The following is a 23,708-nucleotide window of genomic DNA, read 5'->3' on the forward strand; positions in this document are numbered from 1 at the left end:
GTTTTTTTTATAGGATGTCTCGCCTCTCAACATGCCTCAAATAATAGTCTCTGTCAAAGCGCCGCAACCGGAGGCGCCAATTCTCGCGCATAGGTCGCAGCGGTCCACCTGAACGGAAGCGCGCCATTGCTGCGTCGAACGTCGAGGAGTGTAAAACGCACCAGCCGCTCGGCCAGCGGAAAACGATCCTGTTCCGGTGCATCCCAGAGTATGTCGGCGCGGGTTGCGAGATAAAGCAGATCGCCTGAGGTGAAGTCGATGAACAACAGTCCCGCGCGCGGATTCTGTGCCAGGTTGCCGAGCGTGTTGAAGAATTTATTGCCGGCGTAGTCCGGCGCGGTCAGGGTGCTGTCGTCGTCGATATGCACGAAGCCCGGCAGTCCCCCCCGATGCGATACATCCACGCCGCCGGCCATGCCGGCGTCCGCCGAGGTGTTCGCGCTTGCGATGAAAAACGTGTCGGACCGCGAGATCAAGGCGCGATCCTCGCTGCTCAGCGTTTTGCGCCGCGTAAGCACCGATGTTGCCCGGCTATCCGCATCGATCGATTCCGGTGCACGCGCCTGAATATAGCGGGGACAGTTACCAAAGCTTTGTAGCACTTGCAGTGTCACGGTATCGCCATCGACTGACGTGATCACGCCGTTCACACGATTGCGTCGACGGGTGTGCGGTTGAATACCCAAGCCGCCAATCGGGGCGCCCACCTTCCACGCGTCGCGCAGGGGATCGTCAGGCAGCGCGCCGCCGCGAATGCTTAGCGTGTGCATGTCCGGTGCGCGAACGAAGCCCGGCGCACCGATACGCACGGTTGCCCACGGTTGGGCATCGGCATCCATTCCGCCGAAGATCATCAACGGCTGCGCCTCGAAAAAGAGCCGGTGTTGCTCGGGCATCGCGTCTCGTATTGCACGCCGGCCGATTGTTTCGGCGAGCGCTTGGACGTTCGCGCGCTGTTGCACGGCAGTTTCGCCGGCATGAAAGGGCGATGGTGACGCCAATGGCGTGTCGCCGGAGAAGGGCAGCGAGATGTCGGGCATGGCGATACTCCAGTGGCTAGGGCAGCCTCTGTCTAAAAACTATTCCGCAAGCAATCCTGCCTTGGTGGTCGGCATGGCGATAAAGCCGGGCAACGCCTCGATGCGTTTCAGCCAGGCGCGGATGGTCGGGAAGGGCTCGAGCGACACGCCGCCTTCCGGGGCATGCGCGATATACGTGTGCGCGGCGATGTCGGCGATCGTCACCTGCTGGCCGGCTGCAAAAGGCTTATCCTGCAATTCGGCTTCCAGTATCGGAAACAGCGTATTGGCAATGTTCTGCGCATTTTCAAGATTCAATGGCGCCTTGAATACGGTGACCAGGCGCGCGGCGCAGGGCCCATAGGCAATCTGTCCGGCTGCGAGCGATAACCAACGCTGCACGGCCGCGGCACCGACCGGATCCTCCGGGAGCCAGGACGCGTCGCCATAGCGCTTCGCCAGATAGACCAGAATTGCGTTCGAATCGAACAGCACGAACGTGCCGTCTTCGATCGTCGGCACCTGCCCGAAAGGATTGAGGCGCAGATAGTCGGGACGACGGTTGTCGCCATCCTGCATGGACAGTGGGATGACTTCGAATGGCAAGCCAAGCAGGCTCAGAAAGAGCTTTACCCGATGTCCATGACCGGAGAGCAGGGTGGTGTGCAGCTTGATGGGATGTACCGGCAATGGCTTTGACATGGCTTCTTTTCGTATTTGAAAAGGCGTGAGGACACGCGATTCCGTCAGCTTACGCGCTCCTCGTCGCTGCGATAAGCCTGCTACACTCGGATTCATTATCAGCTTTGAGTGGACAATCGACGATGGCCGATGTGCGCGATGTGAATCTGAACCGTCTGGCGGTGTTCGTTGCCGTCGTGGACGCGGGCTCCTTGACGGGCGCGGCGAAACGGCTCGGACTGACGAAAACGATGGTCAGTGCCCATCTGCAACGCCTGGAGCAGGAAGTGGGGGCGAGCCTGGTCACGCGGACAACGCGACAGCTCAGCGTGACCGAGACGGGGCGGACATTCCATGCGGCAAGCGTCAGAATTCTGCAGGCCACCGAGGAGGCCTTGACGGCCGTCGCCGGCGACAAGGCGCCGGTTGGCGGAACGCTCCGTGTCAGTGCGCCGGGCGACTACGGTGCACGCGTCGTTGCGCCCGCCTTGGTTGCGTTGCGCGAGGCGCATCCGGCTTTGCAGGTCGAGCTGATCTGCAACGACATGACCGTCGACCTCATCGCGGAAGGCATCGATGTCGCGGTGCGCTTGGGAGCGCTGCACGATTCGAATTACCGCGCGGCAAAGTTGGGCACGCTGTCGAAATTTTTGGTCGCCACGCCCGCCTGGCTGGCACGCGTGGGAAAGCCGCGCACGCTCGACGCGTTGGTGGCCCTGCCGATGGTGGCTTTATCGGTGTTGCCAAATCCGATGTCATTGCATCTGCGGCATCGGGATGGCAGCGTGCGGAATCTGAGATGTGCCGATGCGATGCGCGTCAGTACCGCGGACGCCACCCGTGCCGCGACACTGGCCGGGGGCGGCTTCGCGCTGTTGACGGATTTTTCCACGGCCGAGGATCTGGCGAGCGGCCGACTGGTCAGGTTGTTTCCGGACTGGTCGAGCGTGCCGGCCGGTATTCATGCAGTGTATCCACCCACCACGCATCCCAGCCCTAAAGTCCGTGCCTTTATCGACGCTTTGCGAACACAGATCGGCGCGGCATAAAACGGGAAATGCGTCTTCGACGCGCGGCGCACCTGCCGACGATGCCTGCAGGCATTATGCGGCGCCCGCGTCCTCGCTGCCCGGATTGAGATGCGGATCGAAATAACTGGCCGCGCTCATGCCGGGAATATATTGGTCGGAGATATAGGCGCGACAACGTTGCATGAAGACTTGCGCGAGTCGCGGCTGTTTCGCCGGCGCATACGTCGCGAGGCCGAGCAGCATCGGGCGGTGCGTGCCGGACAGGCGCAGACGCGTGAAGCGCTTGCCGTCGAGCGATTGCTTGGACTTCGGCCGGACATTGAATAGCGTATAGCCGATGCCGTTCGTCACGAGAGACCGGACGACGTCTTCGGACCGGGAGCGCGCCACGATATGCGGCTCGACGCCGACCTGCGTGAACAAGGACATGAAGTAATCGCGACTCAGCGGCAGGTCCAGCAGTACCATCGGCTGCGGCGCCAATTCGGCGAGCGTGACGGCAGTCTGCTCGGCCAGCGGATGCAGCTCACTGACCAGCACATGCGGCGGCAACTGGCACAAGACCTCGAATTGCACATCCTCGGTCAGTTGCAGATCGTAAGTGATGGCAATATCGATTTCGGCGTTGTGCAGTTTGGTCATCAGTTCATGTTGATCGCCTTCGACGACTTGCAGGTCGATTTTGCTGAACGCCCGCTTGAAACCGTAGATGACTTCCGGTGCGATCATCGGTGCCAACGACTGAAAACAGCCTACGCGCAGCACGCCCTGCATGGCCTCGCTCGAGTCCGACGCGATATCGTAGAGCTTCGAAGCGCGTTCGAGCAGGTGCTCGCATTCCTGCATGACTTGCGTGCCGACCGGTGTCAGCGTCATGCCCTTCGACGGGTGTCGGATAAAGAGCTGAATGCCAAGCTCGGTTTCCATATGCGCGATCGCGGCGGAAATCGACGGGGCGGAAATATGGATATGGCTGGAGGCGATGGCGATACTGCCGTACTTCGCCGCGGCCAGGAAATACTCCATTTGACGCAGGGAAATGCGATTGAGCATGAGCAAGCTGAGAGGGAACGCATGGCGAGCCGCGGACGGCACTTCGAACATCGGCGATTATCTTCGCACAAAGTGCCGGGCGCGTCGTGAAATCCGACCGGCGGATCACAGGTTGCCCGGTACGCCAAAGCTGGGTGCCGCGCGCGGATCGCGGGCGCGTGTGATGTAGTCGTTCACCTGCGGCGCGAAAACCTGCCAGGCCGCGTCCAGCGCTTCCACCGGGCCGTTCTCCACCCAGTCCAGACGCAGGTCGACGATCGGCCAGTCCAGCGTGTCGACCACCAACAGTCCCGCCGAATGGACGGGCCCTTCCTCGCCACCGGCCGCCTGACCGGCAAGTAGCGCTTGCATCAGGCGGTCGGCGAGCGCCGCGCCCTCGCTGCGCTCGAATGCCGCCAACATGGCTGCCGGGACATCGCGGTTGGCCAGCATATTGCCGGCGCAGGCGGCATGTTCGCCCGTCACGCTCGCCAGCGTGCCGAGCGCGCTGTCGCCGGTAAAGATCGCCGGGGGATGGTCGGCATCGATCGCCATCAGCTGTCGGTATGCGCTGAAAGGCTTCTGCTGCAGCATGGCGAGTGCCTGGTCCGGTGCCTGTCCGGCCGCCATCAAGTCCAAGGCCTGGGGGCCGAGGGCAGGATCGGTGATGTTCTGGCTTGCCGCCGCCCCGATGCCGGCACGCGCGCGAATGCAGCGTGCCGCGACGGCGGGCGACGACGAGGCGACGGCAGCGCCGAATTGCCCCGTTTTCCGGCATCGGGCAATGATTGAAAACGTCATGAGAATCTACCTGTCGGTAAAGCATCCATCGGAAGCGCGGTCTGACCTCACCCTATACCGTTTTGGTGGCGGCGAGGGGCCGTGCGCGCTCGTGTTATCCCATCTAGGAATCAGACACGGATCAGACACGGATCAATCGTGCGACGGCTTCGATGGCGAATTCATAGCCGTCGCCGCCCAGACCCGCGATCACGCCGTCGGCCGCTTTCGAGATATAGGAGTGGTGGCGAAAGCTTTCGCGGCGCCAGATATTGCTCATATGCACTTCGATGATCCTGCCTGGGAACGACAGTAGCGCGTCGAGAATCGGCACCGATGTATAGGTCAGCCCCGCCGCGTTGATGATGATGCCCGCGGCCGTGCCGCGCGCCTCCTGAATCCAATCGACCAGTTGGCCTTCCCAGTTCGATTGCACGAAATGCAGCGACAGGCCAAGCGCGCGCGCCTTGGCTTCGCACCGTGCCTGTAGCGTCGGGAAACTATCGCTGCCGTAGACGTTGTTGCCGTCGAGTCCATACAGGTTCGCATTCGGCCCGTTCAGGAACCAGACGGTCGGCGCGACGGGAGGCGAGGTGGCGGCTTCGGACGTGATAGACATGGGCGTGGACTCGCGATGCGAAAGGAGGGCTTCAAGACGCGATCGGCTTTGGCACCAGCGTCATATCCTGCGACGGCAGTGCCAAGGCGGTGATACTGCCGATCGGGAACCGCTCGATGGCATCCGCGCCGGTCGAACGTACGATCACCCGCTGGCCGGCACCGGACGCGAAATTGACATCGACGTAGGTATCGACGTACGCACCTTGCCGGACATGATCGACTACCGTGCCGGTCAGCGCCGAATCGGCCGTCAGCGGCGCGAAGCGAAGGTGCTCGGGCCGCACGTGAATATCCACGCGGCCGCCGCCGTGCGAGCCGCCGACCAGGCATTCACGATCGATGCTGACCAAGCCGGCGCTGACGCGTAGATGCAATTGGGTGGCATCTTCGCCGTGAAAATATGCCGGCAGGATATTGACGTCGTCCGGAACGGCGCCGACAGACGCGACGGGCGAGCGTCGGGTGTTTTCATCGCTCATGGAGGTTTGCGTTGCACAACGGCTATCTCGACAAGGGAGTCGGCCGTACAGCGGCTCCGTTCGGCACGGCCCCAGCCTGAGCGGGGTTCTCGGATTGAAGGATACGAGAAAAGAATGTTGTCGATCTTTGCGTTTCTTGATGGTTGGCGTCGGAAAAACAGATGCCCTGTGGTCACGCGATCGCGGGATGATGAGGGCATTAAAAACATGCCGCGTCTTTATCAGGATAGAAAATGTCAGTCGAAGAAATCGATACGCTGGTCATCGGCGCGGGTCAGTCCGGCATTGCGATGAGCGAGCACCTGAGCGCGATGGGCGTGCCGCATATCGTATTGGAGCGTAAGCGCATTGCGGAGCGCTGGCGTTCCGAGCGGTGGGATTCGCTCGTTGCAAATGGTCCCGCATGGCACGACCGCTTCCCCGGCCTCGCCTTCGACGACGTCGACCCCGACGTGTTTCCGCCCAAAGAGCGCATGGCTCGCTATTTCGAGGACTACGCGGCAAAGATTGCCGCCCCGGTGCGAACGGGCGTGGCGGTGACGCGCGTGAGCCGGTGCGAGAACCGCCCCGGTTTTATTGTCACAACATCGGACGGCATGATCGAGGCAAAGCGCGTCGTCGCCGCGACCGGCCCCTTCCAGGTGCCGCATTATCCCGATATCGTCCCGTCGACGGCGGGCATCCGGCAATGGCATTCGTCCGCCTATAAAAATCCGGCGCAGTTGGGCGACGGTGCAGTCCTGGTAGTGGGCGGCGGGGCATCGGGCTCGCAGATTGCCGAGGAACTGCGCGCGGCGGGCAAGACGGTGTACCTGTCGATCGGCGAGCATTACCGGCCGCCGCGCACCTATCGGAATCGCGACTATGTATGGTGGCTGGGCGTGCTTGGGAAATGGGACGAAATCAAGATCACCCCGAAGAAGAAGCATGTCGCGTTTGCGGTCAGCGGCTATGACGGCGGCAAGACGATCGACTTTCGACGTCTTGCGCATGCGGGTATCACCGTGCTCGGCCTGACCAAAAGCTATGAGGACGGCGTGCTTCGTATCGCGGACGATCTGGCACACAACGTCGCGGCGGGAGATGCAGCCTATTTCGATGTGCTCAGAGAGGCGGATGCCTACATCGAACGCAATGGCCTCGATCTTCCGGCTGAGCCTGAAGCGTGGGACTTGCTCGCGGATCCGGAATGCATGACGCAGCCGATCCTTGCGCTGGACCTCGCGCAAGCCGGCGTTAAGTCGATCGTATGGGCAACCGGATTTCGATTCGACTTTAGTTGGTTGGCAGTCGATGCTTTCGACGCGCAAGGGCAACCTTTTCATAAGCGCGGCATTTCCGCGGAAAGCGGCATCTATTTTTTGGGACTGCCGGATCTGACGAATCGGGCATCGTCTTTTATTTACGGATGCTGGCACGATGCCAAATACATCGCCGATCACATTGCGATTCAACGCAACTATGTGGCCTATGAGAACCGTCTCGCAATGTCGCCTGGCGACCGATAAACCAGGGCGATAAACGCGATCGCAAATCGGATTGCGAGACGCGCCGAGCGCGACATTTGTAAGAGAAAGGACGCGGGAGAATCTGCCATTTGTGACGAAAAGTCAGCCTAGGCCAATACTGCTAGAATTGCCTCAACTACGGTGATCAGCCGCGCAGTGTCGCCGTCGACGTAGTAGGTGATTTTCGTCGCACGTGTCATCTGGCCGACAAAAAGCCGCTTTTCAATGGGCTTTTGCTTACATTTTCATGACCAGGATCCTTTCGATGTCCAATTCCAATGCATCAGTAAACGCTCACGGCGTCAGTCAGGAACAGATCACCGTTCAGGCAAAAGACGGTTCTTGTAAGGTTTGGGTGCTGAAGCCTGAAGGCGAAGGCAGCTGGCCGGGCGTGATCTTCTACATGGATGCCTTCGGCATTCGCCCGGGCATGCTCGAGATGGCCAGCCATGTGGCGAAGCACGGCTATATCGTCTTGCTGCCGGACCTGTTTTATCGCTTCGGCGCCTACGGTCCCTTGGACCCGAAGGTCGTGCTGGCAGGCGATTTCCGCGCCACCGTCGGTCCGATGATGGCAAGCACCGATAACCATAAGGCGGCGGAAGATACCGCTGCGCTGCTGGCTTATCTGGACAGCCGTGGCGATGTGAAGGGTAGCAAGGTCGGCACCGTCGGCTTCTGCATGGGCGGCGGCATGGCCTTGACCGCTGCGGCGTTCTACCCGGATCGCGTCGCGGCCGCGGGCAGCTTCCACGGCGGCAATCTGGCCACGGACCTGCCGACCAGCCCGCATCTGCAATTGCCGAAGGTCAAGGCGGAAGTCCTGGTGGCGGGCGCCGACGAAGATCATAGCTATCCGCCCGAAATGGCGGCACGCTTCGAAGCTGCGCTGGTCGAAGCCGGCGTGAAGCACAAGAGCGAAATCTACACGGGCAAGAAGCACGGCTGGATGAAGCCGGATATGCCGGTGTTCGATGCGCCGGCAGCGGAACGCGGTTGGAACGAGCTGTTCGCGCTGTACGCCCGTACGCTGGGTTAATGTCGCAACGGGGGCTTTCCCCCGCAGTACGATCCCTACGTCCGCTCGTTCCTCGCTTCGGGCGGGCGTAGGGCGCTCGCGCAGTCAGCCTGCCGGCGTGTCCAGTGCCGCCATCAGTCGCGTGACCTGATGCTCAGCGTCGCTGATCGTGGCAAGATTGGTAAAGCCGAGCATCAAGGCACGGCGTCCCGCTTCGCCACGCCGCCACGCCGTCAGCGCGTGAATGCCGAAACCCGCTGCCCGCGCACGTAGCGCCATGGCAATATCATCCGCATCGGCGGGAACGTCGAGCAGCAGATGCATTCCCCCGTCTTCCAGCCGTACAACAAATCCCCTCTTCTCATAAGGTCGCAATGCGTTTGCCAGCAAGGTGCGTCGTCGCGCGTACAGCGTACGCATTTGCTTGATGTGACGAGAAAAATGCCCCGCAGCAATGAATTCGGCCAGCGTGGCCTGCGCCAGTTCCGGGCAGCCGCCATGGACGGCACGCGCCGCAGCCATCGCGAAAATAGCGACGAGTCCCGGCGGCACCAACACGTAGGCGAGCCGTAGTCCTGGAAACATCACCTTGCTGAGCGTGCCGCAATAGATCACGCGTTCATCGCTGTCTAGGCTTTTCAGCGCGGGAAGGGGATGACCGCGATATCGATATTCGCCATCGTAGTCGTCCTCGACGATCCACGCATCGCGCGACGATGCCCACGCCAGCAGCGCCATGCGTCGCGCCAGCGTCAGTGCGATGCCGGTCGGACTCTGATGCGAGGGCGTGACCACGGCGATCTTGGCGTCGCCGCATTGCTGGCACCCTTGCTCGACGTCGATGCCGGAGGCATCCACCGGCACGTAATGCGGGCGAAGTCCCACGTGCGCGAGCAACTGCGCGGTGGGCGGAAAGCCGGGGCATTCGACCCAGGCTTTGCTGCCGCGAAGACTGCCCGATGGCTCGGCGCACCCGAGCGCATCGACGGTTAATGCGAGGCCCGCCGCGTACGACGGGACGATGAAGAGTTGCGCTGCCGTCGATGTGATCCCGCGTGATCGATAGAGATAACTGGCGAGTGCTTCACGCAACGGTTCATGGCCGACGGCAGGGGGCTTGCCCAGGGAATGCGCCAGCCGTACCTGACGTGCCATCAGCCGTGTCCATAGCTTTCGCGGAAACGCGTCGAATGCCGGAACGCCCAATTGCAGCATCCGTGGGGCGTCGCTGCTGCCGGATTCGAGGAGGATCTCATCGGCAGGGAGCGCAAGCAGGCGTTCGGTCCTTGGCGCCGCCGCTGAAGCGGGTGTTTCCTTTCGTGCGCGACGCGGCGGCTCGGGGCGACCCGCATCGTTCGCCACGAAGGTGCCGGCCGGGCCGCGCGCGACGAGATAGCCCTCGCCCAGCAGGCGGTCATAGGCGAGCTGCACCGTCCCGCGTGCCACGCCGAGTTCCTCCGCCATCGCGCGTAGTGACGACAGGCGTTCTCCCGGGCGCAACTGTCCCTGCTCGATCATATCCCGCAAGCGGGTATAGAGCTGCTGGTGGATAGGCGGGGTGCGCGTCGCGGCCGGCGTTGTCATCGCGGTCATGGTCTAGTCGAAAGTGAACGATATGTGCCTGTTCCTTGGGCCATCGATCGTCGATACTGCAGCCTAACCGAAGCGACCTTGCCGCGCATCATGAAAACGAATGCAGCCCCCGCGGCGCCCGGTCTCGCACCCTCTCTGGAGCATCTTATGCACACGCCACGCCTTCCTTGGACCACCCTCGCGCCGCAGCAGTATGCGTCGCTCCGCTCGATCACCGAGTCGCTGACGCATTCGACGCTCGGCAGGCGGCTGGTGGAACTGGTGCAGACGCGCGTCTCGCAAATCAACGGCTGCGCGTTCTGCGTCGATATGCATGTGCGGGACCTGCGTCAGGCAGGCGAGCCATGGAATCGCATCAATCTGCTGTCCGTCTGGCGCGAGACGTCGATCTTTTCCGCGCGTGAAACGGCGGCTTTGGCGTGGGCGGAATCGTTGACCCGTTTGCCCGACGGCTATGACGATCGCAAGGCGGAATTCGAGACGCTGCAAGCGTGCTTCGATGCGCAGGAGATCGTCGACTTGAGCTGGGTGATTGCCAGCATCAACGCCTGGAACCGCATGGCGATCGGCATGCATGTGCCCGTCGCGGACAAACCGATTGAATAGCATTGGGAATCTTCACTCGCGCGGACTCACATTCCCGCGTCGTCCGGAAGCGGGCTGGGCCGACAAGCGACGCTAGGTCGCGCAATGGTGGCCCAGAGTAATCCATTAGGCGCCCACGGCCGTATAAAGGACAGAAAACGGTCCCCGGGAGCCCTTATGGCCTCATCTGTTGACACATGCGTGAGTGTCGTCCAGCGAGAGAACGCGCGACGACGGCGCAGGCTGGCGATGTCTTTGATTGCCGCCGCGGTATGCCTCGGCTTCGCCGGCTGCACGAGCCAGCCAGCGAATCCCAATCCCCGTGCGGCAGTGCCGCTGTCGACGGTAGCGGTGGATTTGCCGCGCTATATGGGGCGGTGGTATGTAATCGCCAATATCCCGTATTTCGCCGAGCGCGGATTTGTCGGAAGTCGTGCCGAATGGAAACTGCGCAGCGATGGCCGAATCGATGACGCATTCGTCGGGCGGAAAGGCGGTTTCGACGGGCCGGAAAAACGCTATCAGTTCCTGGATCGCGTGAAGGAGGGCAGCGGTGGCGGGGCGTGGCGGGTGCGGCTGTTTTGGCCGATCTATGTGTCGCAGTTGACGTTGTACGTCGATCCCGACTATCGCTACACGCTGATCGGCTATCCCGATAAATCGCTTGGCTGGATTTTTTCGCGCGAACCCGATATGGATGACGCCACGTACCGCGCGTTGCTCGCCCGTTTCCATGCGATGGGGTATGACACGTCGCAGTTCCGCCGCATCCCACAAAAACCCGATCAAATCGGTCAGCCGGGTTTCGCGTCGCCGGGATCACACGACTGAAGCAACGGATTCTCGGTCTCGCGATGTCGCGGGCAGTGCGCCTTCGACGACGACATCTTCCACCCAGACCCGCTCGCCAGCTGCCGCCTATACGGCGGCTTTCGCGTGCCTCACTCCGGTATGGCACGGACGGTGCGGGCGCACGGTCGCAAGCTAGTTTGACAAGGATTAAGAAAGCTTAAGGTCGCGGATAAGGACTTGAAAGAAACCAGTCGATAGACTTCTTCCAAGCGCCGAGTCTGCTTGAAGCAGGAGCGGGACGCAGTCGATTCCCCAACGTTCACCTTATGTTTTCAAGGATCACGCCCATCATGACGCAAGCCAAACTCGAAGTCCTGACGCCGACGAACTGCCAAATCATCTTCATCGATCAGCAGCCGCAGATGGCGTTCGGTGTGCAATCGATCGATCGGCAGGTATTGAAGAACAACGTGGTCGCGCTGGCGAAGGCAGCCAAGGTTTTCGATATTCCCACGACGATCACCTCCGTGGAGTCGGAAAGTTTTTCCGGGTATTCCTATCCTGAATTGCTGGATGTCTTCCCTGGACAGAAAGTGCTGGAACGCACCTCGATGAATTCTTGGGACGACCAGAAAGTTCGCGATGCGCTCGCGCAAAACGGCCGCAAGAAGGTGGTCGTTTCCGGGCTCTGGACCGAGGTATGCAATAACGCGTTCTCCCTGTGCGCGATGGCCGAAGGCGACTATGAAATCTATATGGTTGCCGATGCGTCCGGCGGCACGTCGAAAGAGGCCCATGATTACGCGATGCAACGGATGATCCAGGCGGGCGTCGTGCCGGTGACCTGGCAGCAAGTTCTGCTCGAATGGCAGCGTGACTGGGCGCGCAAGGAAACCTACGATGCCGTCATGTCGATCGTGAAAACGCATTCGGGTGCGTATGGAATGGGGGTCGATTACGCCAGCACGATGGTGCATAAAGCGGCGCAACGCGTCCAACAGCCGTACGATATCGTCGCGCCTGTTTCCGCAAAATAAACCTCACACTTCACGACCGGCACGATGGCACCGAATAGAAAAATTCGTCATGCTAAATGATGAAAAGAAAGGATGCCGGGTCTGAAGACTCACTGTGCCGGTACCTTCCCTTTACGTTCGGCCGGTCATGTTACCCATGCCGATCGCGCAGCTAGCGACACCCCCAGAGTATTCATATGCATAAACCGCTCTATCGACTTCTTCCTGTCGCGCTCCTTTCCGCCGCTCTATGTGGCGGTTTGACTGCGGCGCCCGCTATGTGTGTCGCGGCCGAGTCGTCGACGTCCTCGCAGCACGTGCATCGTGCGAAAGAGACGCATGGCGACGTATCGCTCGGTGCGCAATACGACACGACCCACGTCTATGTGGCGCCCACAGACCTCGATGCCTTCGTCAACAGTTTCATCGCAACGTTTGGCGGAAAGGCGTCGCCACGCGGCGTCTTTACCGTGACGCCCACGCCGAGTAAAACTATCTCGCAATATGTGCAGACGCCGGTCGGCATGCTATCGGTGTTTGGATTCGAGACGCCGATCCCCTATCCGTTCGGTAATGAGCGTACCGGCTATCTGGTCAGCAATATCGATCATGCCGTGGCGGCAGCGCGCGCCGCCGGTGCCGATGTCATCGTCGATTCGTTCGACGACCCTATCGGCAAAGACGCCATCGTGCAATGGCCCGGCGGTTTGACGATGCAGTTGTATTGGCATACCAAGGCGCCGCAATACGCACCGTTGCAGAGCGTGCCGGACAATCGCGTCTATGTATCGCGTGACGCGGCCGACCCCTTCGTTGCTAAGTGGCTGCGCTTTTCGCATGGCGTGATCGTCTCGGATCAGCGACAGGCGGACGCCGCCGTGATCGGTAGACCGGGCGATACGATTCGTGTAATCAAGCTTCATTCGGGTTTCGGCAATATGGTCGTCTTCGCCACGGACGGCAAATTGCCTTTCCCGTATGGACGTGAAACCACCGGATATAAAGTCGACGACCTGGCTGCCACGTTGGTGCGGGCGCAGAGTGCAGGGGTGAAAGTCATTTCGGAGCCGGTCGCTATCGGGGCAGGTGCAACGGCGATGCTGCAATTCCCCGGTGGATATATCGCCGAAGTCCATGATGGCGCGTGAGGTAAAGGCCGGCGCTGTGTCGAAGGGTGACGTTCGGACCGACGCGCGGCGGCGCTGGCCGATACCGTCCATGCCCGGCAAAGCGATCCGGTTGCGTACCGTGACGGCGTGGTCGATCATCGCGGCGTGTTCGACGGCGGTGCCGTTGTCTGCTTGGGCGACGGAGGAGGCGGACACCGTCGCGTGTGATCGGCCGGCGGTGATGTTCAACCGCTGGCAGGAGAATTGGTCGGCATTGGCGAATGACTGCGTACCGAAAAGGCCCTTCGATGCGCTGAAATACATTCCGTTATTCGGGAATCCCGACGCCTATGTGTCATTGGGCATGGTGCTGCGGGAACGCCTTGAGATCAACGACGCGCCTTTGTTCGGCATCGGCACGGGGCGGCCGGACACTTACGGCCTGCAGCGCCTGGAGGTGCACGCCGATATTCGATTGAACGCCCACGTGCAGTTCTTCACGCAATGGGAAGATGCGCAGCCTTTCGGCAAGGACCGCGTGACGCCGGTGGATAAAAATCCGCTCGATCTGCGCCAGGCGTTTATCGCGGTGACGGAGCCACTGGGGCCGGGAACGTTGAAGGCCCGTGTCGGGCGGCAGGAAATGGCGTTCGACCTGCAGCGCTTTATCTCTGTCCGTGATGGCCCCAATGTGCGCCAGGCCTTCGATGCGGTATGGCTCGATTATGAAACCGGACCGTGGCGATGGATCGCCTATGCCTCTCAGCCTGTGCAATATCGGGACGGCGGGGATCTCGACGATGTGTCCAATCGCGATCTCACTTTCAGCGGTGTTCGTGTCGAGCGCCAAGCGGTGGGTCCAGGAGACTTGTCGGCTTATTATTCTCGCTATAACCGCCGCAATGGATCGTTTCTCGATGCAAGCGGCAACGAGCATCGCGATGTGTTCGATATGCGCTATGCCGGCAAGGTCGATCGTATCGACTGGGATATCGAAGGAATGGTTCAGTCGGGACACGTCGGCACGAAAACCATTGCCGCCTGGGCGATGGGCTCGCTGGCCGGTTATACGCTGACGGGGGTGCCGTGGACGCCTCGATTCGGCATCCAGGTGGATGCTGCATCCGGAGATCGTCATCCCGGCGACGGACGAATCGAGACATTCAATGCGCTCTTCCCGAATGGCTATTATTTTACGATGGCAGGCTATACCGGGTATGCCAACGTGATCCATATCAAGCCATCGATCACGTTAAAGCCGAACAGTCATCTGACCTTGTTGAGCGCGGTCGGTTTGCAATGGCGGGAGACGACCGCGGACGCGGTGTATCAACAAGGCGCGGCAGCGGTGCCGGGGACGGCGGGGAGGGGCAGCGGATGGACCGGGTTTTATGCGCAGCTGCGCGCCGACTGGGTCGTCGATGCGAATGTGACGGCGGCGGTGGAGGCCGTGCATTTCCAGGTGGGCAGTTCGCTCCGACAGCTGGGCGCGCGCAACGCGGATTATGTCGGCATCGAAACGAAGTTTGCCTGGTAGGCGATCGACCATTTCATGCGCCGCGAATCGCTGTGTAGCGCGGCGCGCGTGCATCTTATCGAGGAGCGAAACGTGTCATATCTCATATCCCTTGCAGCAGGGCTCGGCGTCGGTTTTCTCTACTGGCTGTTCAAGGTTCAGTCGCCGGCGCCGCCGTTGATTGCGCTGACCGGCCTGCTCGGCATGGTGGTAGGAGAACACGCGATACCCATCGTCAAGGCGCATTTCTTCCCTGTCGCCGTTGAAACGAAGGTCGGCGCCACGTCCGCGCATCCGGTGCGACTGCTGTGCAAGGAGAAATTCAAGAAAGCGCGCACCGAGCGGCAGGTCTGACGCCGCCGGCATACCGGTTGCGATGGTTATTCGGCCCCGATTCTCGTTGTCGGCGTATCCGACGATACCCAGGCCAGGCGACGTCGGAGAATTCGCTGCGCCGGTGCTTCGAACGCGATGTACACCAGGCGCGCCAGCGAGAAGACCAGCAACATGTAGGCGGCAAGGAAAAGCGGGCTTTGCGCGACCGCAGCGCTTGCGATACCGAAGTGGCCCAATACGAGCACGATGCCGAGCTGAATCGGGAAATGAATCAAGTAGCTCGAATAGGTCGTATTGCCTAGCGCGACGATGAATCGCGCACTGCGGCTCGGAATATAGGGCTCGATGATGAGCAGCAGGAAAATCGAAACGGGTGCGCCGATCGTGGCGGCCAGGTATTTCGTTCCACCGAAGAGCGCACAAAAGGCGATGAGCGCGATATAGACCAGCGCGCACAGACCGATCAAGGCCTTGCGACGTCGCTCGATCACGCCGTGCATCCGTTCGACGATCAGATGCACCGCCCCGCCCATGAAGAAATAAAACGCGCAGAAAAACAGGTTCGATTCGCTGCCCTTCACTTGGTGGCGAATCATGACGATGCCGACAATGGCGGAAAACACGACGAGCGCCAGCGTCGCCACCAAACGAATCCGAAGATAGCGTGCCGCGAGAAAGAAAACGAGATAGATGACCAGTTCGGTCGAGACGCTCCAGACCGGCCCATTGAAGGAGTCCGTGTAAGGGGTTAGCCAGCCCGATGCAAAAATCAAATGCACGAAGAAGTCGTACGGGGAGTTATAAGGGAAAACAAAATAATCGCTATGATTCGCGAAATAGACCAGCTGCAAGGCCGCGACGATCAGCAGTGTCACGAGATGCAAGGGATAGAGTCTGGAGAAACGCCGCACGAAGAAGGCCGGTCCCGTAACGTCGCCGGACGAGACTTTTTTCAGGTATTGGCTATAGAACACAAAGCCGGAAATCGTCCAGAAGAAATTGACGCCGAGCCAGCCGAAATCATAGAACGGCCGAAATAGGGCATACAGCGGCTCTTCGCTGTGCACCACGACGATTTTCGCCGAGGCCGTATCGAAATAAAAATGTTGAAAGTGCCAAATGAGCACGGCGAACGCACTCAAGAAGCGCAATATTTCTATGCCGACTAATTTCTGTTTCATGCCCGGGTGTCGCTCCACACTGCAAAGGTCGTTGTTTGAATAGCAGCGCGGCGATGAATCGGGTCGGTCTGCCTATCGGCCGCGAGAGGTAGGCGTCGACGCATTTTATCTCGCAAAATGTTTCGACGGTGATGGCAGCAAGGCCCCTGGAAACGGCATGGGGGCTTTCTCGAACGTGTTGCATGGACGTGCCTCGGTAGATAGGCCGTCCATCCAGACATCGATCAGGCGCGCATCTTCTTCAGGAACTTCAGTCCGCGCCGCACGACGGCCGAGTACAACTCCGCACGCTTCAATGCCGGGTCGATATGCCGCTCGTACGGCTGTATCGTAATCGGGAAAAAGGGTGCGAACTTTTCCTGTACACGTTGCGGCGAGATATGCGTATTGCTTTGAACAACGGCGAACATACCATTGCTCTCTTCGGCGAAATGGTGGGCCGGATCCCATTCATCCATTTTTTCGGCAAACCAGACGCTCTCGTCGGCATGCAAGGCGCGCTGACCTGCTTGCGGTGCCGTGTGATAGCTGTCCAATAACCCTTCGCGTTCGGCGTTCAACCAATACAGTGTGTACTCGGTCCAATCGACGGCATAGTTGGCGAGCAGCGTGCGGCGCCAATCGGTGCCATGCACGGCTTCCAGGCGTTCCTGCATTTTGAGACACAGCGTGCGCGAGAGGATCGTGGGGGTCCACCAGACGCCGTCGCGATCGAGGTGCGGGTCCACCTCGAGCAGCTTTGCCGAAGCCTCCCAATAATACGGTTCGACGTTGCGCGGTTGCAGATGCGTCAGTGCCTTGCCGTCGATGATCAGCGAGTCGACGTTGAAATGATGGGTTGCAAAGCAATCGGGATCGAATACGAGAAAGTATTCCGTCTCGATCAATGCCGGCGCATACAGCTTGATGATCTGCTGGCGATGCCAGTTGCGGATCTGGTGGCGCTGCGAGAACTCGCTGAAGATCCCCATATGCAACGATTCATCGACGACCTCGATCGGAAAATCCGACCATGCCTTCGCATAGCCTTTTACCTCTTCCACTTCTTCGTGCGGCACGACGAGCACAAAGCGATGAAACGTTCCCGGGGCTGCGAAATGACGCAGCGAAGAGAACAGGATGTCACAGCGACCAATATTGTCTGCGTAATGTCGGCCGCGGGTCTTGATCGGCAAGATAGCGCTTATTTGAGACATGTTGCTCCAACCCTTACGAGACGTTAAAAGAAGCGATAGACGAAGTTCGGGATATAACCGCGGCGGTGTGTCAGCGCCACGCCGATCAGGCGGCCGCCCGCATCTTGAATCTGTTCCTTCAGGCTCAACACGACCGGCTTGCGCGTGGCTTCCGCACGTACGACGATGATCGAGGCGTCTGCCAGCGCGGCATTTTCAATGCCGCTGAAGGACTGATTCGCCGGCGGTGCATGCACGATGATGTAGTCGTGATGGGTGCGCAGTGAATCGAACAGCTCGGACGTTTGCTGCCAGGACGATGGGAAGTTACCGCTTTCCGGTCGCGCTACCATGATGTTGTGGCGGTCGACTTTTTCAACCGACATGCCATTGGCATCGACATTGATCGCGGGCGTGCTCCCTTGTCCTGCTTCCTTGCCATTGACGGCGCCATTGCCTTCCACGGTCGGCTCGGTCCACGTCAGCGTGCCGCGCGTGCCAGGCTTGCCATACAGCGGTGCGCCCGCCGCCGAAGCCAGATCGAGAATCAAGATCGGCTTGGTTGTGCGCGGCTCCAACTCGATCGCAAGACCGCGAATGATCGAAAGCAGACCGTCGGCCGGTCCGAACGACAATGCCATAAGCACTTTGGACGCATTGTCGGAGCTGCCGTTGATGGCCGCAATCATGCGGCCATAGGCTTTGTGTAACGGTCGCAATGCACCGTCGCCCTCGACCGGAATGCCGTTCCCACCCATGACGACGGGCGCGTTCAGGACAGGCAGAGACAGTGCGCGCTCGACTTGCTCAGGACTCAGGAAGGTCTCGCGCAGGCTTGCCGTGATCAGGACCGCCAGGGCCGCCAATACAAGCGCGGCGACGATGCTCGCTTCGATAATCAAGCCGCGCGAAACGCTGCGCTGCGACGGCGGATAAGGGGCTTGAACAACACGTACGTTTGTACTGTTTGCCTGACTTGCCTGCCCTTGCTGAACCGACGCTGTTTCAACTTGTCTGGCGCGATCCCGATAGCTGTCGGCCAGGATGTCGCGATTCGACTGAAGCTGACGCAGTTGGCTCGATATATCGTTCAACTGCTGCATGCGTGCGCGTGCGTCCTTGATCTGGCTTTGCAACGCCTGGCCTAGGGCCGTCTCGCCTGCGATGCCCGAACTTAGCGCCGAGAGGCGCGCCTGGATCGTGTCGTAGTACGTATTGTGACCGAGACGTGTCGAGTTCGGCAGCTGTGACTTCTGCTGTGCCATGGCCTTGCGCGTGTCGGCGATCTGTTGATCGATTTGCGCGACGAACGGCGAGGTCGGCATGTAACGCGATGCCAAATCCGCGCGACGCGTTTCCAATTGCATCAGGGACACTTGCATCGTAGCGAGTGCGCGCGATGCTTCGGTGTCGTCAGTAAAGATCGGTATCGTTTCCTTGACGCTCTTTGAAGATTCGAGAAGCGATTTCAGCTCGGCATGGTCTTGCGTCAGTTTTGTGTCATTGTCGAGCTTACGCGATACCAAATTACTTTCGAGCTGGACGGCGCGCGTAATTTGATCGTCGATATTGGCGATGCCATATTTAGTCTGGAACGCGAGGAGGCTGGTGTTGGCATTTTGCAATGCTGCCGCGGCCTGATCTCTTTGGGTGGTCAGAAAACCCAATCGGCCCGAGGTAAATATTGCCGCCCGTCGTTTGAAATACTGATCGAGGAGGCGAGACAAGGCATCCGCCGCCGCATTCGCATTCGGATCGGAGTACGACAACTTGATCGTGTTGGCAAGATCATTTTGCTCGATATGCAAACGACCTTCAAACGCCTGCAATTGCTGATTGATCTCTGCTTCCGTTGCGGCCGGACCGAGCTTGGCGACGATCACGTCACGATGCAGTTCCGGGCTGCCCAGGATCTGCGCTTCGACGCTGTTCAACTGGCCGACGGCAGGTTGAATCGGCACGTTGCCATTCGGGCTATTCGATTGATCGTAGTAGCCAGCAAGAAGTACCAGCAATGTCGCCTGTGCCCGAAAGGGCATCGGGACGGCTAACGCGACGATCACCCCGAGCGCGACTATGCCAAAAAAAACCGATGCTGCGATCTTCCGGTAATAAAAGAAAGTATTGAAATAGTCGCGAATCGACACTTCGACGTCAGCAGCCTTGCGTTCAGGCCTTGTTCTAGTCGTAATAGCCATATCTGTTCAGTTTTAGGCCAACATTTGAGACACCAGCCGCCTATAATACGTGCGAAAAGATATAAATGGTCATGGTAGACTGAGTTTCCTAAAATTTAGCGTTGGATCCACTGTGCCGCGGCAAGCTTTTATGCAATCGCGCACGCACAAAGAGTGAAATCCATCGCCTTTTGCGCCGCGCTCGATGAAAACCTTCCGTCCGATTGTTCCCGTCTTCGCTTTGGTGATGACAATGCTGGGAGCGTGTTCGCACACCTGGGTGCAGTCGGAATACCAGAAGCCGCAAGGATTTGCGACCTGGTCGGATACACCGGCGACGGCGTACCAAATTCAGCCCGGCGATGAGTTGGCGATCAATCTGCCGTTTAATGCCGAATTGAATTACCGCGGCCCCGTTGCGCCGGACGGCACGTTCGCGATGCCTTTCGCGGGCACGATCGAGGCTGGCGGATTAACAACAGCGCAGCTCGCCGATAATATCAATAAAGCGCTCGCGACCAGTGGCGTCACGGCAAACGCGCATGCTGCCGTAGGAATCGCGCAAACGGCAGCGCGCGTGTATGTGGGCGGGCAGGTCAAGCAGCCGGGCCAGATCACGCTCGAAGCCGGCATGAGCGTCATGCAGGCGATCATGGCGGCGCAGGGATTGTTGGATACCGCGCGCAGCCACGAGGTGGTCGTGATACGTCGGAGCCCCGATGGTCGACCGATGATCCGGACGGTCGACCTCGATGCGCTGACGCACCGCGGCGATCCGCGGCAGGATATCGTGTTGCGGCCAACCGACACTATTTTTGTGCCCAAGTCGTCGATCGCCGAGGTGGATCAGTGGGTCGATCAGAATTTGAATCAAGCGATCCCGTTCAGCAAGGGCTTCAGCTATTCGATCACCAACAACCCTGGCGTCGTCCGGTAATATAGCGCCGCGCGCCGACGTCCGGATGGAAATGGATTAGGGCGCGGGCGATCGGCTGTCCGCTTTCACACCTACAGTAGCGCTTTCGCGGAAGACGTCTGGCTTCCGCCGCCAGGCAGGGACATTACACGAGATGGAAACAGCCTCTTCGACGGACGGAGTTCCCGCCGTCTTCTCGGCCGCGCCCGTACGATCCAAAGTCAAGTGGTGGCTGATCGCGCTGTTGCCGATGTTCGGCCAGACCTTCCACTATCTCACTGCCTTGTTGCCGCTTTGGGCCTTGTCGAAGGCTTTCCCGGTGCTGTCGCTGCCCTTGGTCTTGTTGTTGCGCGGCCACGTACGCCTGCCTGTGACACGGCAAATCTTGATCAGCCTGACGTGGCTCGTGCTGTTCCCCAGCTTTGCCGCGATCTTCTATTTCAACGAGAGCTTTTTCACGAGCCTCACGGCGCAGGTCAAGCTGCTGCCCATTCTCTATTTCTTCTCGTTTCTGGCGGTCTTGTTCACGCTCAAGCCGACCCTCGCGGAACTGGAAAAAAGCTTTCTGCTCTGCGGCATCATCGTGGTAGCGGCGTTGATCCTGATGTCCATCGTCGTGCCGAATAGCTGGTACAGCACGAAGTACGTCGTCGGGCAGGCCGATTTCTTTTCGGACGACGGCCGGGGGCATCGGATCCGGATGCCGATGTATTTCCCGATGGTGTTGTTGTTCTTCTGCTACCGACGCACATTTTTCGAGCGCAGCTTCCGCTATCTGGTGGGCACCGTCATCGTCTTTTGCGTCGCGCTGCTGATCGTCAAGGCCCGATCGGGGATCATCGGCATCACCGCCGTCATTCTGCTGAACTCCTTTCGGTGGGCGCGCATGTCGCATCGCATCGCCTTGATGGTGTGCGCGCCGTTCGCGCTGGTCGGGATGTTCTCCACCGGCTATCTGGCGACCGCCTTCAGTACCGATGCCGCAAGCGGCTTCGATACGCGGCGCGTGACGATCGAGTTGGCAAGTCAGTTTCTCGGAAAAGACCCGCTGCGCTGGATCTTCGGCGTCGGCACAATCAGCCCTACCAGCAAACAGTCGTTGATGGACTATTTCCATCACTTCTTCTTTCTGGCGGACATCACCTGGCTGGGGATTGTTTTTGAATATGGCCTTATCGGTGCGTTTATCATTGTTCTTTTTCAGGTCCGCGGCCTCCTTCTCTACCGGCGCTTGCAAGCGAAGGTCGAGGATGATTTCCTCGGGGCGCTATGCGACTACTTGATCTACATATTGTTCATTTCCTTTTTCTATCCGCCGACGCTGGTGCCGGGCGAGACTGCGGTAATTCTTGCGATCTTCGTCTACATCTGGCGGGCGGGCGAACTGGAGGAGTGGGGCGGGCGCGCGGCGCCGTACGGCGCGGTCGGGGGAATGAATGTCGGGGGTGTGCATGCGCGGCTTGAAGCGTCGTAGGTTCGCGACGATCGGTATCAAGATGGTGCTGTCGGTTTTGGCGGGTTGCTCCGGCGGCTCATCAACGAATAACGGGACGGGTGCCGGAAGCAGCACAGGCGCCACGACGACGGCCACGATCGCGGTGGACGCGTCCGCCAACCGTCGTGCCATCAATCCGATGATTTATGGCATCAACTTCGGCAGCACGCAGACGCTGAGTGATTTGCACGTACCGCTGAACCGCTCCGGCGGTGATAGTGCGACGCTGTACAACTGGCAGATCGAAGCACGAAATGCGGGACGTGACTGGTATTTTGAGAGTACCTACATCACGGCGGCAGACACGATTCAATACGGCTCGCGTTTTGTCACGGCGACGCAGGCTGCCGGCGCGACGCCCATCGTGACGATTCCGATGATCGGGCGCATCGCGAAGTTGGGTCCCAGCAACGCCACGCTCTCCAGCTTCTCGATTGCGAAGTACGGCGCGCAGGTGAGCTATGACGTCAATGGCTTTTCGGACGCTGGGAACGGTGTGCTGGTCGGGGGTACTCAGATCACGGGCAACGACGTGGACGATGCCACCACGGCGGACAGCACGACCAATGAACAGGCGCGCGTGGCCGCCTTGGTTACGACGTTCGGCGCGGCCAGTGCCGGCGGTGTTCGTTATTACGCGATGGATAACGAGCCCAGCCTCTGGCAATTAATCCACTTCGACGTGCAGCCCACCGGTGCGCATGCGAGCGATATCGCCGCGAAAGTGATCGCTTATTCACAGGCGGTGAAGGCGGCGGATTCGGGCGCGCAGGTGTTGGCACCGGAAGAGTGGGGCTGGACCGGTTACCAATACAGTGGCTACGATCAGCAGTACTCGATCTTGCACGGGTATGCGAATGCGCCGGACCGGACGAACGAAACCGGCGGCATGGCCTACGTGCCTTGGCTACTTTCGGAATGGAAGGCCGCCGGGCATCCGATCGACGTGTTCAGCCTGCATTTTTATCCGCAAAGTAACGAGTACCAGGACACCACGGGCTCGCAGGCCATCATGTTGAAGCGCAACGTATCGACGCGCGATTTGTGGGATCAGAGCTACACGGATCCGACCTACATCAACAGCGTGATCGCGTTGATCCCGACGATGCGGAACTGGGTAAATACGTATTACTACGCCGGGACGCCGATCGCCATCACCGAATACAACTGGGGCGGCGATACGTTGATGAACGGTGCTACCGCCCAGGCCGATATCCTGGGGATTTTCGGTAGGGAAGGCCTGGACATGGCAACGCGCTGGGGGACGATCGATGCGTCGATGCCGGTGTACAAGGCCATCAAGATGTACCGGAATTACGATAGCGCAGGATCGGCATTCGGTTCGACGAGTATTTCGACGACGGTCACCAACCCGGACAATGTCTCCGCGTTTGCCGCGATCCGTTCGGATAATGCCGTGACAGTGATGGCCGTGAACAAGCAGCTGAGTTTGCAGTCGACGGTCACCATCGGGCTCAGCAATATGGCCGCGAGCGGGACGGCGGAAGTGTGGCAACTTGCAAACAATGCCATTACGCATTTGAGCGATGTGAGCTACGCCAATGGCCAGTTGACCGCGACCTTGCCGCAACAAAGCGTAACACTGTTCGTGCTGCATAACGCCGTACAATAAAAGCTTCATTTAGGG

At 59.8% G+C, this 23,708-nt stretch carries 22 protein-coding genes; 12 read left to right on the forward strand and 10 right to left on the reverse strand.

Features of this window, described 5'->3' with window-relative positions; translation table 11 throughout:
• Window positions 1-53: 53 nt before the first annotated feature.
• Both ABEG21_RS02680 and ABEG21_RS02685 read right to left on the reverse strand, forming a co-directional pair.
• Entirely contained in the window at window positions 54-1,040 is a 987-nt protein-coding gene (locus tag ABEG21_RS02680; RefSeq protein ID WP_347555743.1) for a pyridoxamine 5'-phosphate oxidase family protein, read from the reverse strand.
• 39 nt (window positions 1,041-1,079) lie between these two features.
• Window positions 1,080-1,721: a glutathione S-transferase gene (locus ABEG21_RS02685; protein WP_347555745.1), complete on the reverse strand. Its 642-nt coding sequence runs from the start codon at window positions 1,719-1,721 to the stop codon at window positions 1,080-1,082.
• Between the two features lie 122 nt (window positions 1,722-1,843).
• Between ABEG21_RS02685 and ABEG21_RS02690 the strand changes: the two genes are divergently transcribed.
• Complete coding sequence (locus ABEG21_RS02690; protein ID WP_347556588.1) at window positions 1,844-2,749, forward strand: LysR family transcriptional regulator; 906 nt, start codon at window positions 1,844-1,846, stop codon at window positions 2,747-2,749.
• A 54-nt stretch (window positions 2,750-2,803) separates the two neighbouring features.
• Here the strand turns inward: ABEG21_RS02690 and ABEG21_RS02695 are convergent, their stop codons facing one another.
• The 4 genes from ABEG21_RS02695 to ABEG21_RS02710 form a co-directional block, all read right to left on the reverse strand.
• Window positions 2,804-3,784, reverse strand: a complete 981-nt coding sequence (locus ABEG21_RS02695) for a LysR substrate-binding domain-containing protein (protein WP_347555747.1) — start codon at window positions 3,782-3,784, stop codon at window positions 2,804-2,806.
• Between the two features lie 105 nt (window positions 3,785-3,889).
• Window positions 3,890-4,564, reverse strand: coding sequence for a DUF1028 domain-containing protein (locus ABEG21_RS02700; protein WP_347555748.1), 675 nt, complete (start codon window positions 4,562-4,564; stop codon window positions 3,890-3,892).
• Between the two features lie 121 nt (window positions 4,565-4,685).
• Window positions 4,686-5,162, reverse strand: a complete 477-nt coding sequence (locus tag ABEG21_RS02705; RefSeq protein ID WP_347555749.1) for a type II 3-dehydroquinate dehydratase — start codon at window positions 5,160-5,162, stop codon at window positions 4,686-4,688.
• Window positions 5,163-5,193: 31 nt separating this feature from the next.
• A complete protein-coding gene (locus tag ABEG21_RS02710; RefSeq protein ID WP_347555750.1) occupies window positions 5,194-5,643 on the reverse strand; it encodes a TOBE domain-containing protein in 450 nt (149 codons plus the stop codon).
• Window positions 5,644-5,876: 233 nt separating this feature from the next.
• Here ABEG21_RS02710 and ABEG21_RS02715 point away from each other — a divergent pair, with 233 nt between their 5' ends.
• Entirely contained in the window at window positions 5,877-7,151 is a 1,275-nt protein-coding gene (locus tag ABEG21_RS02715; protein ID WP_347555751.1) for an NAD(P)/FAD-dependent oxidoreductase, read from the forward strand.
• A 265-nt stretch (window positions 7,152-7,416) separates the two neighbouring features.
• Window positions 7,417-8,190 (forward strand): dienelactone hydrolase family protein, encoded by a 774-nt coding sequence (locus tag ABEG21_RS02720; RefSeq protein WP_347555752.1) that lies wholly within the window; start codon window positions 7,417-7,419, stop codon window positions 8,188-8,190.
• An 84-nt stretch (window positions 8,191-8,274) separates the two neighbouring features.
• On the opposite strand, the gene ABEG21_RS02725 is transcribed toward ABEG21_RS02720, so the two are convergent.
• A complete protein-coding gene (locus ABEG21_RS02725; protein ID WP_347555753.1) occupies window positions 8,275-9,762 on the reverse strand; it encodes a PLP-dependent aminotransferase family protein in 1,488 nt (495 codons plus the stop codon).
• A gap of 147 nt (window positions 9,763-9,909) precedes the next feature.
• On the opposite strand from ABEG21_RS02725, the gene ABEG21_RS02730 reads away from it, so the two are divergent.
• The 6 genes from ABEG21_RS02730 (at window position 9,910) to ABEG21_RS02755 (ending at window position 15,134) form a co-directional block, all read left to right on the forward strand.
• Window positions 9,910-10,368, forward strand: coding sequence for a carboxymuconolactone decarboxylase family protein (locus ABEG21_RS02730; RefSeq protein WP_347555754.1), 459 nt, complete (start codon window positions 9,910-9,912; stop codon window positions 10,366-10,368).
• Between the two features lie 228 nt (window positions 10,369-10,596).
• Window positions 10,597-11,178, forward strand: coding sequence for a lipocalin family protein (locus ABEG21_RS02735; RefSeq protein ID WP_347555755.1), 582 nt, complete (start codon window positions 10,597-10,599; stop codon window positions 11,176-11,178).
• 311 nt (window positions 11,179-11,489) lie between these two features.
• Complete coding sequence (locus ABEG21_RS02740; protein WP_347555756.1) at window positions 11,490-12,176, forward strand: hydrolase; 687 nt, start codon at window positions 11,490-11,492, stop codon at window positions 12,174-12,176.
• 176 nt (window positions 12,177-12,352) lie between these two features.
• Complete coding sequence (locus ABEG21_RS02745; RefSeq protein WP_347555757.1) at window positions 12,353-13,303, forward strand: glyoxalase; 951 nt, start codon at window positions 12,353-12,355, stop codon at window positions 13,301-13,303.
• A gap of 202 nt (window positions 13,304-13,505) precedes the next feature.
• Window positions 13,506-14,801, forward strand: coding sequence for an alginate export family protein (locus ABEG21_RS02750; RefSeq protein ID WP_347556589.1), 1,296 nt, complete (start codon window positions 13,506-13,508; stop codon window positions 14,799-14,801).
• 72 nt (window positions 14,802-14,873) lie between these two features.
• Window positions 14,874-15,134, forward strand: a complete 261-nt coding sequence (locus ABEG21_RS02755) for a DUF1427 family protein (RefSeq protein ID WP_347555758.1) — start codon at window positions 14,874-14,876, stop codon at window positions 15,132-15,134.
• Window positions 15,135-15,160: 26 nt separating this feature from the next.
• On the opposite strand, the gene ABEG21_RS02760 is transcribed toward ABEG21_RS02755, so the two are convergent.
• The 3 genes from ABEG21_RS02760 to ABEG21_RS02770 all read right to left on the reverse strand — a co-directional run bounded on the left by ABEG21_RS02760 (window position 15,161) and on the right by ABEG21_RS02770 (window position 19,670).
• Window positions 15,161-16,297 carry an acyltransferase gene (locus ABEG21_RS02760; protein ID WP_347555759.1) on the reverse strand — a complete coding sequence of 379 codons (1,137 nt, stop codon included), beginning with the start codon at window positions 16,295-16,297 and terminating at the stop codon, window positions 15,161-15,163.
• A gap of 224 nt (window positions 16,298-16,521) precedes the next feature.
• Window positions 16,522-17,493, reverse strand: coding sequence for a DUF6492 family protein (locus tag ABEG21_RS02765; RefSeq protein WP_347555760.1), 972 nt, complete (start codon window positions 17,491-17,493; stop codon window positions 16,522-16,524).
• A 23-nt stretch (window positions 17,494-17,516) separates the two neighbouring features.
• Window positions 17,517-19,670 (reverse strand): hypothetical protein, encoded by a 2,154-nt coding sequence (locus ABEG21_RS02770; RefSeq protein ID WP_347555761.1) that lies wholly within the window; start codon window positions 19,668-19,670, stop codon window positions 17,517-17,519.
• A gap of 184 nt (window positions 19,671-19,854) precedes the next feature.
• Here ABEG21_RS02770 and ABEG21_RS02775 point away from each other — a divergent pair, with 184 nt between their 5' ends.
• From ABEG21_RS02775 to ABEG21_RS02785, 3 genes are all read left to right on the forward strand, one after another.
• The gene (locus ABEG21_RS02775) at window positions 19,855-20,586 is read left to right on the forward strand and encodes a polysaccharide biosynthesis/export family protein (RefSeq protein WP_347555762.1); all 732 of its coding nucleotides are present in this window, start codon (window positions 19,855-19,857) and stop codon (window positions 20,584-20,586) included.
• Between the two features lie 133 nt (window positions 20,587-20,719).
• The gene (locus tag ABEG21_RS02780) at window positions 20,720-22,039 is read left to right on the forward strand and encodes a hypothetical protein (protein WP_347555763.1); all 1,320 of its coding nucleotides are present in this window, start codon (window positions 20,720-20,722) and stop codon (window positions 22,037-22,039) included.
• Window positions 22,017-23,693, forward strand: coding sequence for a glycoside hydrolase family 44 protein (locus tag ABEG21_RS02785; protein ID WP_347555765.1), 1,677 nt, complete (start codon window positions 22,017-22,019; stop codon window positions 23,691-23,693). Before ABEG21_RS02780 ends, ABEG21_RS02785 begins: the two co-directional genes overlap by 23 nt.
• Window positions 23,694-23,708 lie beyond the last annotated feature (15 nt).

This window comes from Robbsia sp. KACC 23696 (genome assembly GCF_039852015.1).
GTDB lineage: Bacteria > Pseudomonadota > Gammaproteobacteria > Burkholderiales > Burkholderiaceae > Robbsia.

Coding starts and splice junctions, on each gene's coding strand:
- ABEG21_RS02680 (WP_347555743.1), bottom strand. CDS start 1,040: ATGCCCGACATCTCGCTGCCCTTCTCCGGCGACACGCCATTGGCGTCA.
- ABEG21_RS02685 (WP_347555745.1), bottom strand. CDS start 1,721: ATGTCAAAGCCATTGCCGGTACATCCCATCAAGCTGCACACCACCCTG.
- ABEG21_RS02690 (WP_347556588.1), top strand. CDS start 1,844: ATGGCCGATGTGCGCGATGTGAATCTGAACCGTCTGGCGGTGTTCGTT.
- ABEG21_RS02695 (WP_347555747.1), bottom strand. CDS start 3,784: ATGCTCAATCGCATTTCCCTGCGTCAAATGGAGTATTTCCTGGCCGCG.
- ABEG21_RS02700 (WP_347555748.1), bottom strand. CDS start 4,564: ATGACGTTTTCAATCATTGCCCGATGCCGGAAAACGGGGCAATTCGGC.
- ABEG21_RS02705 (WP_347555749.1), bottom strand. CDS start 5,162: ATGTCTATCACGTCCGAAGCCGCCACCTCGCCTCCCGTCGCGCCGACC.
- ABEG21_RS02710 (WP_347555750.1), bottom strand. CDS start 5,643: ATGAGCGATGAAAACACCCGACGCTCGCCCGTCGCGTCTGTCGGCGCC.
- ABEG21_RS02715 (WP_347555751.1), top strand. CDS start 5,877: ATGTCAGTCGAAGAAATCGATACGCTGGTCATCGGCGCGGGTCAGTCC.
- ABEG21_RS02720 (WP_347555752.1), top strand. CDS start 7,417: ATGTCCAATTCCAATGCATCAGTAAACGCTCACGGCGTCAGTCAGGAA.
- ABEG21_RS02725 (WP_347555753.1), bottom strand. CDS start 9,762: ATGACCGCGATGACAACGCCGGCCGCGACGCGCACCCCGCCTATCCAC.
- ABEG21_RS02730 (WP_347555754.1), top strand. CDS start 9,910: ATGCACACGCCACGCCTTCCTTGGACCACCCTCGCGCCGCAGCAGTAT.
- ABEG21_RS02735 (WP_347555755.1), top strand. CDS start 10,597: ATGTCTTTGATTGCCGCCGCGGTATGCCTCGGCTTCGCCGGCTGCACG.
- ABEG21_RS02740 (WP_347555756.1), top strand. CDS start 11,490: ATGACGCAAGCCAAACTCGAAGTCCTGACGCCGACGAACTGCCAAATC.
- ABEG21_RS02745 (WP_347555757.1), top strand. CDS start 12,353: ATGCATAAACCGCTCTATCGACTTCTTCCTGTCGCGCTCCTTTCCGCC.
- ABEG21_RS02750 (WP_347556589.1), top strand. CDS start 13,506: ATGTTCAACCGCTGGCAGGAGAATTGGTCGGCATTGGCGAATGACTGC.
- ABEG21_RS02760 (WP_347555759.1), bottom strand. CDS start 16,297: ATGAAACAGAAATTAGTCGGCATAGAAATATTGCGCTTCTTGAGTGCG.
- ABEG21_RS02765 (WP_347555760.1), bottom strand. CDS start 17,493: ATGTCTCAAATAAGCGCTATCTTGCCGATCAAGACCCGCGGCCGACAT.
- ABEG21_RS02770 (WP_347555761.1), bottom strand. CDS start 19,670: ATGGCTATTACGACTAGAACAAGGCCTGAACGCAAGGCTGCTGACGTC.
- ABEG21_RS02775 (WP_347555762.1), top strand. CDS start 19,855: ATGAAAACCTTCCGTCCGATTGTTCCCGTCTTCGCTTTGGTGATGACA.
- ABEG21_RS02780 (WP_347555763.1), top strand. CDS start 20,720: ATGGAAACAGCCTCTTCGACGGACGGAGTTCCCGCCGTCTTCTCGGCC.
- ABEG21_RS02785 (WP_347555765.1), top strand. CDS start 22,017: ATGCGCGGCTTGAAGCGTCGTAGGTTCGCGACGATCGGTATCAAGATG.